Source organism: Burkholderia sp. BCC1993, assembly GCF_905339865.1.
In the GTDB taxonomy this organism is placed as follows: domain Bacteria; phylum Pseudomonadota; class Gammaproteobacteria; order Burkholderiales; family Burkholderiaceae; genus Burkholderia.
The window spans coordinates 21941-36259 of the sequence record NZ_CAJPGZ010000030.1; the positions used below are offsets into that span (position 1 = coordinate 21941).

10 protein-coding genes and 1 pseudogene are annotated in these 14319 nt (G+C 66.5%); 8 read left to right on the plus strand and 3 right to left on the minus strand.

The window, feature by feature from the left end; genetic code table 11:
• Positions 1-166 precede the first annotated feature (166 nt).
• Positions 167-1757, plus strand: a pseudogene (locus U4Y91_RS34890) (GMC family oxidoreductase).
• Between the two features lie 92 nt (positions 1758-1849).
• Here U4Y91_RS34890 and U4Y91_RS34895 read toward each other — a convergent pair.
• Entirely contained in the window at positions 1850-2812 is a 963-nt protein-coding gene (locus U4Y91_RS34895) for a helix-turn-helix domain-containing protein (protein ID WP_321808890.1), read from the minus strand.
• 190 nt (positions 2813-3002) lie between these two features.
• Between U4Y91_RS34895 and U4Y91_RS34900 the strand changes: the two genes are divergently transcribed.
• The 5 genes from U4Y91_RS34900 (at position 3003) to U4Y91_RS34920 (ending at position 7988) form a co-directional block, all read left to right on the plus strand.
• On the plus strand, positions 3003-3536 hold the full coding sequence (locus tag U4Y91_RS34900; protein WP_044846474.1) for a 2,4'-dihydroxyacetophenone dioxygenase family protein: 534 nt from the start codon (positions 3003-3005) through the stop codon (positions 3534-3536).
• A gap of 18 nt (positions 3537-3554) precedes the next feature.
• A complete protein-coding gene (locus tag U4Y91_RS34905) occupies positions 3555-4865 on the plus strand; it encodes an MFS transporter (RefSeq protein ID WP_321808891.1) in 1311 nt (436 codons plus the stop codon).
• Between the two features lies 1 nt (position 4866).
• On the plus strand, positions 4867-5988 hold the full coding sequence (locus tag U4Y91_RS34910) for a 2,3-butanediol dehydrogenase (RefSeq protein WP_321808892.1): 1122 nt from the start codon (positions 4867-4869) through the stop codon (positions 5986-5988).
• Complete coding sequence (locus U4Y91_RS34915; RefSeq protein ID WP_321808893.1) at positions 5966-6688, plus strand: SDR family NAD(P)-dependent oxidoreductase; 723 nt, start codon at positions 5966-5968, stop codon at positions 6686-6688. Before U4Y91_RS34910 ends, U4Y91_RS34915 begins: the two co-directional genes overlap by 23 nt.
• Before the next feature lie 208 nt (positions 6689-6896).
• The gene (locus tag U4Y91_RS34920; RefSeq protein ID WP_321803696.1) at positions 6897-7988 is read left to right on the plus strand and encodes a porin; all 1092 of its coding nucleotides are present in this window, start codon (positions 6897-6899) and stop codon (positions 7986-7988) included.
• A gap of 71 nt (positions 7989-8059) precedes the next feature.
• Here the strand turns inward: U4Y91_RS34920 and U4Y91_RS34925 are convergent, their stop codons facing one another.
• Positions 8060-9547, minus strand: a complete 1488-nt coding sequence (locus tag U4Y91_RS34925) for an NAD-dependent phenylacetaldehyde dehydrogenase (protein WP_321808894.1) — start codon at positions 9545-9547, stop codon at positions 8060-8062.
• A gap of 264 nt (positions 9548-9811) precedes the next feature.
• Between U4Y91_RS34925 and U4Y91_RS34930 the strand changes: the two genes are divergently transcribed.
• Complete coding sequence (locus U4Y91_RS34930; protein WP_321808895.1) at positions 9812-10762, plus strand: helix-turn-helix domain-containing protein; 951 nt, start codon at positions 9812-9814, stop codon at positions 10760-10762.
• 501 nt (positions 10763-11263) lie between these two features.
• The gene (locus U4Y91_RS34935) at positions 11264-13195 is read left to right on the plus strand and encodes an ATP-binding protein (protein ID WP_321808896.1); all 1932 of its coding nucleotides are present in this window, start codon (positions 11264-11266) and stop codon (positions 13193-13195) included.
• A gap of 126 nt (positions 13196-13321) precedes the next feature.
• Here U4Y91_RS34935 and U4Y91_RS34940 read toward each other — a convergent pair whose 3' ends face one another.
• Positions 13322-14233: a LysR family transcriptional regulator gene (locus tag U4Y91_RS34940; protein ID WP_321808912.1), complete on the minus strand. Its 912-nt coding sequence runs from the start codon at positions 14231-14233 to the stop codon at positions 13322-13324.
• Positions 14234-14319 lie beyond the last annotated feature (86 nt).

Here is a 14319-nt window from a genome sequence, read left to right on the forward strand (position 1 = left end):
CGCTGCGCAATCCACGGCCAACGGTCAGCGCAACGAGATAGCTGCATGAGCCGCCGCGGCGCCCCGCCGTGTCCGCGCGAAGCAAGCCCGGCGTCCGCCCCGGTCAAACGGGGACACGCGCGCGTCGCTAAGCTGGCTTCCTGCGCGGCGGTGCTCGTTCCGCCGCCTGACAGCGAGGAGACAAAGCGGGATGGAGACGTACGACCATATCGTCGTCGGCGGCGGTTCGGCCGGCTGCACGGTGGCACATCGACTGGTAAAGGCCGGCAGGCGCGTGCTGCTGCTCGAGGACGGCCCGAAGGACGACAGCCTGTTCATCCGGATTCCGGCGACGTTCATCCGCGTGCTCGGCACGCAGCGCACGGTCACGTTCGAAAGCGAGCCGCAGGCCGGCGCGGCGGGACGCAGGACCTACGTGCCGCAGGGCCGCACGCTCGGCGGCGGCAGTTCGGTCAACGCGATGCTGTATGTGCGCGGCACGCGCGCCGACTACGACGAATGGGCCGCGCTCGGCTGCACGGGCTGGCGCTGGAGCGACGTGCTGCCGGTGTTCAAGCGCGCCGAGTCGCACCTGCGGCTGTCCGAGCCGTTCCACGGCACCGACGGGCCGCTGAAGGTCGGCGACACGCGCTTCCGGCATCCGCTGATGCCTCGCGTTCGTGAAGGCCGCGCAGGAAACCGGCATCGCGTACAACGACGATTTCAACGGCGCCGCGCAGCACGGCGCCGGCTTCTACCACACGACGATTTTCGACGGGCAGCGCGGCAGCACCGCGGCGACCTATCTCGCCGACGCGCTCGGCCACCCGAACCTGCGCGTGCTGACCGGCTGCCGCGTGACCCGCGTGCGCTTCGACGGCCGGCGCGCGACCGGCGTCGAATGGCGGATGGAGAATGGCGCGACCGGGTCGGCCACCGCGCGCGCCGGCGTCGTGCTGGCCGCCGGCGCGCTCAGTACGCCGAAGCTGCTGATGCTGTCGGGCATCGGGCCCGGCGCACACCTGCGCGCGCACGGCATCGACGTGCTGCACGACAGCCCGGAAGTCGGCGCGAATTACCAGGACCATCTCGAAGTCTCGATCTACGGCCATAGCCACGCGCCGATCAGCCTGTTCGGCGAGGATCGCGGGCTGAAGGCGCTGCGGCACGGGCTGCAATGGATGCTGACCCGCACGGGCCTGCTGACGTCGAACGTCGTCGAATCCGGCGCGTTCGTCGATACGACCGGCGGCGGCCGCCCGGACATCCAGTTCCACGTGCTGCCGACGCTCGTCGGCGACGTCGATCGCGAACCGCTGCCGGGCCACGGCCTGTCGATCAATCCGTGCCTGCTGCGGCCGCGTTCGCGCGGCTCGGTGCAACTGCGCGGCAACGATCCGGCCGTGCCGATCCGGTTCGACAGCGGTGCACTGTCGGATCCGGCGGACGTCGACGGCCTCGTGCGCGGCGTCGCGCTCGCGCGGAAGATCATCCGCGCGCCGTCGCTCGCCCGCATCGTCCGCGAAGCCGAAGCGCTGACCGACGACGCGCTGGCCGACTACGTGCGGCGCCGCGCGAAAACCGTCTATCACCCGGCCGGCACCTGCCGGATGGGGAGCGACGAAACCGCAGTCGTGACGCCGCGTCTCGCGGTGCAAGGGATCGACGGATTGCGGATCTGCGACGCGTCGGTGATGCCGCGCATCGTATCGGGCAACACGAACGCGCCGACGATCATGATCGCGGAACGCTGTGCCGAGTTCATGCTCGCGGAGTGACGCGGCGACTCACGCCGCGACCGGCATGCAATGAAAATGAACGCGGCGCGTGAGCCACGCGCCGCACCGGCATCGGTTTCGCTGCTTCAGCGTCAAGCGCTGCGCAGCGCCATCGGCGACGCCCCGTAGCGCTCGCGAATCGCACGGCTGAAGTGCGCCTGGCTCGAGAACCCCCACCGAAACGCGATCTCGCCGATGCTCGTCTTGCGCAGGCGCGCGTCGGTCAGCTCGCGATGCGCATGCGTCAGCCGCTCGGACCAGATGTGCTGCGTGATCGACTCGCCTTCGGCCGCGAAGAGCCGGCCCAGGTGCCGCAACGACAGCCCGACCGCATCGGCCACCGCCTGCGGCCCGAGCTCCGGATCGCCGAGATGGGTCGCGATGTACTGCTTCGCGGTCAGCAGGTACGACAGCGACGCGCGCGATGCGCCTGCGCCGTTCACTTCGGCGTCGATGAGTTCCGCGACCAGCATGCGAGTGTGTTCGACGAAGCGCGCGGCGTCGCCTTCGACCGGCGCCTTCATGAAGCGCTCGACGCTCGCGCGCAGTGTCGCGCCGAGCATCGCGCCCGCGCCCGGTTTCGGCGCGATCCGCAACGGCAGCGCCGCCAGCTCCGCGTCGAATCGATCGTCGAACGTGGCAATCGGGATATCGATCAGCAATTGCCGCATCGGCGTCAGGAATCCGAACAGATAGGGCACGCGCGTGTCGTACACGACGACGTCGCCGGCATCCGCGAGCAGGCAGCGCTCGCGCTGGATGAAATACGCGCGCCCGCTCAGGATCTGGCACGCAAACAGCGACTCCTTCGGCAACTGGCGCACCAGCGCGGGACTGCGCTCGATCACGTGATCGCGGCCGCTGATGTCGGCCACGCCGAGCCCCGGCAGCGCGAGATCGGTCTTCTCGACCTCGAGCCCCGCCGGCGACAGCGACGAGCAGCGCAGGCCGACCAGCGTCGCGGCGTTGAACGCATCCCAGTAGTCCATCCGGTCGCGCACCGGCACGTCGGCCGTCGAGCCGCGCGTGCATGAAAGAACGGTCGAATTCGTCACGTCGCCTCCTGCGGGCGCCTGTCGTGCGGAGCGGCACGGATTGGGGGATGGTGCGTCTGGTTGTTGTTGCGGTGCGATGTCCGGCAACGATGTCCGGCCCGATCAAGCAATTCGTCCAGCCCAGTCAAGAGCGGCGCGCACCGGCTGGCTAAAGTCGACCCCACGACACCTAACCACAAGGAGACAAACCGTGGTCGACCAAGCCGTATCCGAATTCTGGCAAAACATCGCGCCGATTGCCAATCCGTTCAAGCCCGATGCGTTGCCGGAAGCGTACATCCCGAACGCGGCCACCGAGGACGCGCGCTATTACGTTCCGTTCACCGAAACGGTTTCGTCGCGGCCGCTGTGGATCTCGCCGTCGCAGAACAAATGGTGCGACATCCTGATGGCGAAGGAAGCCGGGCTCGTGAACCGGCACTACCACCCGCACGAGGTGTTCGCGTACACGCTGTCCGGCAAGTGGGGCTACCTGGAGCACGAATGGACCGCGACGCGCGGCGATTTCGTGTATGAAACGCCCGGCGAAGGCCACACGCTCGTCGCGTTCGATCATCCGGAACCGATGCGCGCGTTCTTCATCGTCAAGGGCCCGCTGATCTGGCTCGACGACGAAGGCAACCCCGACGGCTACTTCGACGTGCATTCGTACATCGCGATGTGCAAGGCGCATTACGAGAAGGTCGGCCTCGGCGCGCACGCGATCGAGAAGCTGTTCCGCTGACGCGCGACGAGGCCGCCCATGACATCCCACCCTTCCCCCAAACTCGCATGGACGTACGAGAACAGGCTGCTGCTGATCCTGTTCATGACGTTCGGCTTCGTGTTCTTCGACCGCCTCGCGCTGTCGTTCCTGTTCCCGTTCATGTCGGCCGAACTGCACCTGTCGAACACGCAGCTCGGCATGGTGTCGTCCGCGCTCGCGCTCACATGGGCGCTGTCGGGCGCCGCGACCGGCGCGTGGTCCGATGCGCGCGGCACGCGCAAGCCGCTGTTGATCGCGGCCGTGCTCGGCTTCTCCGTATGCTCGGCGCTGTCGGGGCTCGTCGGCGGCTTCGCGAGCCTGATCGCGTTCCGCGCGCTGATGGGCATCGCCGAAGGCCCCGTGCTGCCGCTGTCGCAATCGCTGATGGTCGAGAGCTCGACGCCGAGCCGCCGCGGGCTGAACATGGGCCTGCTGCAGGGCTCGGCCGCCGGCCTGCTCGGCGCGATGATCGGCCCGCCCGTCGTAATCGGCATCGCGACCGCCTACGGCTGGCGCGAGGCGTTCTACGTGTCGTGCCTGCCCGGCTTCCTGATCGCGTTCTGCATCTGGCGCTGGGTGCGCGAGGTGCCGCCCGGCGGCGTACGGCACGCCCAGGCCGAAGGCGCGGCCACGCACGGTACGCAGACGGCCGGCGGCACCGCGATCGACCGCTGGGCGCTGCTGAAGGAACGCAACATCCTGCTCTGCGTGCTGATCAGCTGCTTCTTCCTCACGTGGTTCATCGTGATCATCTCGTTCGCGCCGGTCTTCCTCGTCGAGAGCCGCCACCTGTCCCCGGCCGACATGGGCGTCGTGATGACGTGCCTCGGCGCCGCGTGGGTGTTCTGGGGCTTCGCGGTGCCGGCGATCTCCGACCGGATCGGCCGCAAGCCGACGATGATCGCGTTCGCGCTGATCGCCGCCGCCTGCCCGATCGTGATGATCCACGTCGATTCGCTCTGGGCGCTCGGCGCGCTCGTGTTCGTCACGTACACCGGCCTCGGCTGCTTCACGCTGTTCATGGCGACGATCCCGGCCGAAACCGTGCCGCCCCGCGCGATCGCCAGCGCGCTCGGCCTGATCATGGGCGCGGGCGAACTGATCGGCGGCTTCGTCGCGCCGACCGTCGCGGGCTTCGCGGCCGACAAGTACGGCCTGCAGTTCGCGATGTGGACGTCGGCCGCCGGCGCGATCCTCGCGTGCGTGCTGTCGTTCGGCCTCGTCGAAACCGCGCCCGCGGTGCTGCGCAAGCGCGCGCTCGCCGATGCCGCGCCCCGTCTCGATACGCAAAACCTCGGAGGACGCTGACATGCGCGCACTTCAATGGCACGGCCCGCGCGACATCCGCCTGGTCGATCTCGACACGCCGCGCGCCGGGCCCGGCGAGGTTCGCATCGCGGTCGCGTATTGCGGCATCTGCGGCAGCGACCTGCACGAATACGCGGACGGCCCGCACGCGATTCCCGTCGACGCGCCGCATCCGCTGTCCGGCCGCACCGCGCCGCTGACGCTCGGTCATGAGTTCTGCGGCACCGTCGTCGAAGTCGGCGCGGGCGTCACGACGCTGGTCCCCGGCGACCGCGTGGCGGTCGAGCCCGAGTATCACTGCCACCAGTGCGCGTATTGCCGCGCGGGGTCGTACAACCTGTGCTTGTCGATGGGCTTCGCCGGCCTGATGGGCGACGGCGGGATGGCCGATTTCGCGGTCGTGCCGGCCTACATGCTGCACCGCCTGCCCGACGACGTCAGTCTCGAACAGGCCGCGGTGATGGAACCGGCGGCCGTCGCGCTGCACGCGCTGCGGCGCGGCGAGCTGCGGCTCGGCGACACCTGCGCGGTGTTCGGGCTCGGGCCGATCGGCCTGCTGCTGATCATGCTCGCGAAACTGCAGGGCGCGACGACCATCGTCGCGGTCGACGTGTCGCCCGAGCGGCTCGCGGCGGCCGCGCGCTTCGGCGCGACGCACGCGTTCGATGCGCGCTCACTCGACGCCCCGGTGCTGCGCGACGCGATCCGCGAAGCGGCGGGCGGGCTCGGCGTCGACGTGAGCTTCGAGGCGGCCGGCCTGCCGGCCACGTTCGAGGCCGCGATGCAGGGGCTGCGCAAGGGCGGCCGCCTCGTGATGGTCGGCCTGATGCCGCACGCGGGCTTCGATGCGTTCCGCGCGGTCAACGACGAGCTGACCTTCACGGCGAGCGTCGGCTACCGGCACGTGTACGAAGATCTGCTGCGGCTGATCGGGTCGGGCGCGCTCGATCTCACGTCGATCGTCACGCGCACCGTCTCGCTCGAGGACGCCGTCGCCGACGGCTTCGACGCGCTGCTCGCCGATCGCGCGCAGATCAAGATCCTGGTTGCGCCATCGCGCCGTCACGCGCGCCCTGTTCACACCGTCGGGAGCATCGAACATGAGCCGCCCCTCGTCGTTTGACGGCAAGACCGTCGTTGTCACGGGCGGCACGTCGGGCATCGGCGCGCGCACCGCGTGGCGTTTCGCGGAAGCGGGCGCGTCGGTCGTCGCGCTCGGGCTCGACGCCGCCGGCCCGCATGCGCCGGTGCATCCCGGCATCCGCTGCGTGGCGCTCGACGTGACCGACAACGCAGCATTGACACGGCAGATCCGCTCGCTGCCGCGCGTCGACGTGCTCGTCAACGGCGTCGGCATCAGCCGGCACGCGGACGAATACCGGATGGACCAGTTCGAACTCGTGCTGAACGTGAACCTGACGTCGGTGATGCGGGCGTCCGACGCCACGCTGCCGGCACTCTCGGCGAACGGCGGCAGCATCGTCAACGTCGCGTCGATGTACACGTACTTCGGCAGCAAGGACCGCCCGGCGTACAGCGCGAGCAAGGGCGGCATCGCGCAACTGACGCGCTCGCTCGCGCAGGCGTGGGCCGAGCGCGGCATCCGCGTGAACGCGGTGGCGCCCGGCTGGATCGACACGCCGCTCAGCAGCGGGCTGATGGCCGATACGCAGGCGTCGCGGCGGATTCTCGATCGCACGCCGCTCGCGCGCTGGGGCACGGCCGACGAGGTCGCGAACGTGATCCTGTTCCTGTGCTCGCCCGGCGCATCGTTCGTTACCGGTGCGATCGTGCCGGTGGATGGCGGGTATTCGACGGTCTAGCGCCGGGCGCGCGCGGGCATCGGCGCAGGAGGTGTGCGTCAGTGTCCGCGTGTCGGAATGCCGGCGTGCCGTTTCCGGCTCCTGCTTTCCGGCTCCTGTTTCCGGGCGCGACCCGATCGACCGTTGCACGTTTCACTATCTTCATATCAATCAGTAGTCCCATCAAAAATATTCCGGCATGACCGGACATGTGAGGAGCACTTTGGAGATGACGAAAAAGACTTTGCTGGCCCTCGCGGCCTGCACGATTCCGGCCGCATCGTTCGCGCAGAGCAGCGTGACGATGTTCGGGCTGCTGGACGCCGGCCTCAGCTATGTGAGCAACGAAGGCGGCCACGGCAACGCGAAATTCGACGACAACATCTTCTTCCCGAACCTGCTCGGTTTCGAGGGCAAGGAGGACCTCGGCGCCGGCACGCGCGCGATCTTCCGGCTCGTCAATCAGTTCTCGCTCGCGAACGGATCGATGATCGGCGGCGGCCTGTTCGCGCGCACGGCCTATGTCGGGCTGCAGAACGACCGCTACGGCACGCTGACGCTCGGCAACCAGTACGAGTTCATGGTCGACGCGCTGGCCGCGAGCGGCAACGAGATCGCGCAGGATCTCGTCGGGCTGTACGGCTTTCGCAACGGCCCGTTCGACAAGCTCGCGCTGCCGAACAACCCGACCGGCGCGTTCGACTGGGATCGCGTCGCGGGCAGCAACCGCGTCGCGAATTCCGTGAAGTACACGAGCGCGTCGATCTCGGGCCTGACCTTCGGCGCGCTGTACGGCTTCGGCAACGTCGCGGGATCGGTCGGCGCGAACAATACGGTCAGCGTCGGCGCGAGCTACGACAACGGCCCGTTCGGCGCGGGCGCGGCCTATACGAACCAGAAGTACGGCGCGGCGGGTGGGCTGCCCGCCACCACCGTGCGCAACTGGGGCGCGGGTGCCCACTACACGCTCGGCACGGTCACGGCGAAGGCGCTCTTCACAACCGTGCACAACGCGTGGAACGGCGCGGGCGCGTGGTCGGCGGAAGCCGGCGCCGCGTGGCATCCGTCGCCGGTCTGGGTGATCGGGGCGAGCTACACGTACATGAAGGGCAACGACACGCTCGACAACGCGCATGCGCACCAGTTCCTGGCCGCCGTCCAGTACTGGCTGTCGAAACGCACGATGGTGTATGTCGCGGGCGTGCATCAGCGTGCAAGCCACGGCAGCAACGCGCAGATCAACGGCGTGATGGACGCGAACGGCGCGTCGAGCGGCGCGCTGCAGTCGGTCGCGCGGATCGGGTTCAGTACGCGGTTCTGATTGACCTCGGCCTTGAACGGAAACGCCCGCCCGGTCGATGCCGGGCGGGTTTCCGTTGGCGGGTTATGTCGTCAGAAGCGAATGGTCACCGATTTCGGCTCGGTATAAGCGTCGATGAACGACGAGCCATACTCGCGTCCGATACCGGAGCCCTTCGCGCCGCCGAACGGCACGGCCGGGTCGACCAGCGTGTGCATGTTCACCCACACGGTGCCGGCTTCGATCCGCGGCACATAGCGCAGCGCCTTCGACAGGTCGTTCGTCCACAGGCTCGCGGTCAGCCCGAACGGCGTGTCGTTCATCATCGCGATCAGTTCTTCCTCGTCGTCGAACGGCACGAACGCGCCGACCGGCCCGAAGATCTCCTTGCGATACGAAGCCGATTCCAGCGAGCGCGGCAGCACGATCGTCGGCTTCACGTAGAAGCCGTCACGCGCATACGCGCCGCCGCCGGTGACGATCGTGTCGCCTTCCGTGCGCGCGAGCTCGAACGCGTCGAGACACTTGCGAAACTGCGGTTCGTTGCAGACGGGGCCGATCATCCCGGCGTCGTCCATCGGGTCGGCCGGCTGGAAGCTGTCCAGGCGCGCCTTCATCTTCTCGACCACCTCGTCGAACTTCGCGCGATGCACGAAGAAGCGTTCCGCCGACGCGCACACCTGCCCGCTATGCAGGAACCCGGCTTCGACGATGCCGTCGAGGATCTTGTCGACCGGCGTATCCGGCAGGAACGCCGCCGCATTCTTGCCGCCCAGTTCGAGCGTGAAGCGCGTGAAGTTCGCGTTGACGGCCTCCTCGCCGATGATGCGGCCGGTCGGCACCGACCCCGTGAACGACACCTTCGCCACGCGCGGATCGCGGATCACCTTCGCGCCGACCTTGCCCGTGCCGTTGATCACGTTGAGCGTGCCGGGCGGCAGGCCGGCTTCGGTCGCCAGTTCGGCGATGCGCAGCATCGTGAGCGGCGTGAACTCCGACGACTTGATGAGCACCGTGTTGCCGGTCGCGAGCGCCGCGCCGAATTTCCACACCGGGATCATCACCGGGAAATTCCACGGAATGATCCCGAACACGACGCCCAGCGGTTCGCGCAGCGTGAACGACGTGTAGCGCTCGCCGTTCATGCTCGGGAACGACGGGGCGAGCGTTTCGCCCGCGATCTTCGTGGCCCAGCCCGCGTAATAGCGCAGCCAGCGGGCCGACCAGCCGACTTCGATCACGCGCGACAGCCCGATCAGCTTGCCCGACTGCGCGGTTTCGATCTGCGCGATCTCTTCGCCGTGTGCGTCGATCAGGTCGGCGAAACGCAGCAGGACGCGCTCGCGATCGGCCGGCGTCAGGTTGGCCCACTCGCCGCGAAACGCACGATGCGACGACGCGACCGCGGCCTCGACGTCGTCGTCGGTCGCCTGCGCGACGGAGCCGATCACCGCGCGCGTCGACGGATCGCGCACGTCGATCCGCTCGCCGCGGCCGGCTACCGCCTGACCGTCGATGTAGTGACCGTGTTCGCGCGCGAGAAACGCGCTGACTTCGTCCAGCATCCGTACCCGTGCCATCTGTGTCCCTCCGGAATTCGAATTGAGTGAAAGGCCCGACTTGCCGGCCGCTCTTCGATTCTAGGGACGCGTCGCGCACGCGGATCGGCGTTGCGTGCACACTTTTGGCTTCAGCGTGCAGATCGGTGCGACGCAGCGGTTTCCCTGTGGAAACCACCATTGACGCTGAAGGCCGCCGCTGCCGACAATGATTGCGTTGCACCCCGCGTCCGCGCCGAATGCATTAAGCTCGACGCATTCCCCGGCCCTCTCCCTCTTCCGGCAATGGCACACGAACTCGTCGTCGACGCCAGCAACAGCAACGCGAATCTGCGCGACCTGATCGCGGACAGCTTCCTGCCGCTGGTCTTTCACGACACCGGCCCGCAGTTCCGGATGTCGGTGCGGGTTGCCACGGTCGGCGGCCTGCGGATGGCGGAGGTCGACACCACCGCGATCCGCGTCGATCGCGACCGCTCGCTCGCGTCGCGCGCCGACAGCGACTGCTACAAGATCCTGTTCCAGATCGCCGGACAAAGCCGCGTCACGCAGCGCAACGCGACGTCGACGGTCCATCCCGGCGAGTGGGTGATCTACGATGCGACGCAGCCGTACATGATCGAATCGGCGAACGCGTCGCGCTTCGTCGCGGCGTTGACGCCGCCGAGAAGCGGCACGATGTGGCGCTGGTTCGTGGAGCGCGCGGGCGTGCAGGTCCGTCGAACCGTCGGCAATGCGCAATTGGCGCTTCAATCGATCCATTACCTGATGGACGGGCAGGTGCCGAACGATCCGGAAAGCCTGTTCGGCTTCGAGCAGTCGACGCTGATGCTGCTCGATTCGGTGATCCGCCGCGAGGCGAGCGATTCGCTGACCGGCGCCGATGCGCGCAGCGCGACGCTGCGGATGAATGCGGAAATCTATCTGTCGCACCACTACAGCGATCCCGATCTGTCGCCGGACAAGCTCGCGAGTGCGCTGAACGTGTCGCGGCGCACGTTGTACAGCGCACTGGCCGCGACCGAGCGGACGCCGCAGAGCCTGATCCAGGAATACCGGCTGCAGGCGAGCAAGCGCGCGCTGGAGGATCCGGCGGATCCCAACCGCAACCTGCTGGAGCTGGCGATCGCGTGCGGCTTCTCGGACATCACGCATTTCGGGCGCGCGTTCAAGGCACGGTTCGGATGCAGCCCGGGCGCGTATCGCGTCGCGTGTCGCGGTATTTCGGAGGCGTGAAGCGGGATCACCGCGAACTGCGGCGGTTTCGATGAACGATCTCGGGGTCGACGCGCGCGTGCTCCGGGGAAATATGCATCAGCAGCAGCCTGGCATCGCCGCCCGGTGTCGACCACACGTGCACTCGTGTCATCTCGGCACCATTCGACGACGTCGGCCAACGCACATGCGATCGTCCACTTGCGATTCCGGCGTGTCGGCCCGACGGTCCGCGCCTGCGAAAAATCGGCGGCACCACGCGTATCGCCCCGTCCGGCTTCCGCACATGTCATTCAACATGATCAGCATTCAATGCGACGCTTGAAGCCGACACTATGTGCAGCATGAGATTCAATCAGGCCCAACTTTCACTCGGCGATCTCCGCACCTTCACCTGATATCGCCACTCGAAAATAATATGCACTACTACGGTGCCAATCCATAGTGCTGTCTACCCATTGATGCTTCATTTGATGTCTGACATTCTGGAAGCGTGTCAGCGATGCATGGAATGTAACAAAAATGAATGGATTTCGTCTTGAAAATGAAATTTCTTGCGCGTGCAACGTAGACGGCCCGGACCTTGCACCCCCCACACGTTCGAAGACGGAATCTCCTGTTGTTTCGCCCGACGAAACACCCCCCGCACGCCGCGACTGTCTCAGGATTGCCCGCCTGATCGATGTCCTTCGGACACCGGCATGCCATTTCGACGAGAACGGGCGAGTCGTCAGCATCAACGATGCATGGCTTGCCTACGCGGATCGCTCCGCCGAGACCACGTATCGACTCCAATGGACGGAGTTGATCCATCCGGAGCACCGATGCACCGCCCAGTCGACACTTCACGCGGCGCAACCCGGCTCGGTGCACGAAACGCTGGAGTGCCGGCTGGCGGGTTCCCACGGCATCGACCAGTGGTTCACCGTCGACCTTCATCGCGTTGACGACGGATGGCTCTGCACTTGCACGAATATCCATGACCTGAAGGCCAAGGAAATCGAACTGAAGAGTCACACGTCGATACAGACGGACATGCTGAATATCAGCATCGACTGCATCAAACTGATTTCGCCGACAGGCAACGTGCTGCATATGAACCGCGCCGGCTGCCAGGCGCTGGGCGTCGACGAAGACTCGGGATTCGGTATGCCGTGGCTGCCGCTCCTGCCCGAAGACGTCTGGCCCGAGGGAAATGTCGCGCTCGAATCCGCCAGGAACGGTGTGTTCGGCAGGTTTCCCGGGCGCAGCGAGCGTCCGGGGCGCGACATTCAATACTGGGACAACATGCTGACGCCGATATTGGACGCCGATGGAAAAACGACCGCCATTCTGTGTGTTTCGAGAGACGTGACGCGCGAGCGCGGGGCGCTCGATCTGCTTCGACGCAGCGAAGAAAGGCTGGCTATCGCGGCCCGCGTCGGCGGACTGGGAATCTGGGACTACGACATCGCATCGGACACACTGCACTGCGACGAGAACTGGCATCGAATCATGGGCCACGCTCCCGGGCGGGCGATTACCTCGATCGACCAGTTTCGCGCGTTGATTCACCCGGACGACGTCGACAAGGCCATGAAGGTCACCCGGACCGCGGAGGAATTCAATTCGTTCGGCAGGGATTATCGCGTCGAGTATCGCGTCATTCAGCCCGACGGCGAGATTCGATGGGTGCAGTCCACCGCCTATCCGCAGCATGAAGACGGCGTGACCCAACGAACGATCGGGTTCGTGCTCGACGTGACGAAGATTCGTCTGGCGGAGCGGCGCCGGGAGGCATGGCTGCACTTCATTTCCCACGACATGCGCTCGCCTCAGGCATCGATTCTCGCGTTGATCGATCTTCAGCGAGCCGCTGAACCGGCCCCGCCCGCCAAGGACCTGCTCGATCGAATTGCCGCGTACGCGCGCCGTACGCTGGCACTGGCCGACGACTTCGTTCTGCTGGCGCGCGCCGAAGCACCGACCTGGTCACTGGTGGAAACGGATATCGGCAGCGTGGTACTCGATGCGATCGACGAACTGTGGGCACTCGCTCAAGCGCGCGGCATCCGGCTCGACGTGAACGTCGGGGACGAGGTCTGCATCGCCCGCGTGGAACCCTTCCTGCTGATGCGCGCGGTCGTCAATCTCGTGAGCAATGCCATCAAGTTCAGTCCTGGCAACGCCACGGTAACCGTGCGCCTGTCCGCAGTCGAACACGGCTACGCCATTTCCGTTGCCGACCACGGGCCCGGCATATCAGCCGAAGCCCGGCAACGTCTGTTCGAGCCATTTCAACGCCTGCAAGTCGAACCGCCTCGTTACCCATCGGGCGCCGGTCTCGGGCTGGCTTTCGTGAAGACGATCGCGAAGCGATATGGCGGCAACATCGATTTGCATACCCGCCCGGGCGAAGGCTGCACGTTCATCCTGACGTTGCCGGGCGTCTCGTCGACACATGTTGCCACCTGATGCACGGCCACCACGAAACCTTGCCTCTCGAGAAGCGTAGCAGATGGAAAATCAGGTTTGCTAAATTGGCAGTTCACGGTCGGCGCCGACCGTTTTCTCTCGAAGCGCACCGAAGAACCGCCGCATTCACTCGCGCGGTTCAGCCGTCAGTTGCCGCAACTGTTCGAGCAGCTTGACGGCAGGACTCGGCAACAAACCGTGCCGACGCCGAAATGCGGTCAACGTGCGCCGCCCGACCACCCCCGGCAATTCGAGCGTATCGAACACCCCCGCCTTGCTTTCCGTCACGTACATCGGTTCAGCCATCCAGCTCAGAAAACCGGATCGGGCGACGAGACTCTTCAGCACGGTGATCGATCGGGTTTCGACCACGACGTTCGGCAAGCCGAGCCCGTTTGCGACGAACACCTGCTGCATGTGCTCGAATGGCGCGGTGCCGCGCGGCGGGATCGCCCACTGCTGATCCAGCGTATCGGCCAGCGTGATCCCCTGCTTTCCGCGCAGCGGGTGATCGAGCGCCGCCACCACGTAGCTGTTGTCCTCCCAGCGACAGTCCTCGATCGCGACGATCTCTTCGGTGTCGGGCATCACCATGCTGAGTGCGAGATCGATTTCGCGCTGCACCAGCGCCTCGGCAAGACGATCCCAGACGCCTTCGATGACGTGAACGCGCAAATTGGGCCACTTCTGCAACACGCCGCTCACGGCGAGCGGCAGCACGAGGCTCGCGATGCTGCCGACCGCACCGCAGCGAATCGTCCCGCGTGCGAGCCCGCGCATCGCGTCGATCTCTTCGCGCGCCTGCTCCGCCTCGCGCTGCAACAGAATCGCGTGCGGCAGCAGCGCCTCCCCCACCGCCGTCAGGTGCATGCCGCGCGTATGGCGCTCGAATAAAGGGGCACCAACCTCCTCTTCGAGCCGGCGGATCGCCCGGCTCAAGGCCGGTTGGGTGACGTGCAAGGTCTCGGCCGCGCGCCCGAGACTACCGGCCGAGGCGATCGTGACGAATGCGTGAAGCTGCTGGAGATTGAAAGTCATGCCTGAAGGTAATGCCTTTTTGCGAAATCGGCAATTTCGGAGAGTCCCCGATGTTTCGATAATGCGTACTCCAAGACCGTACTGAA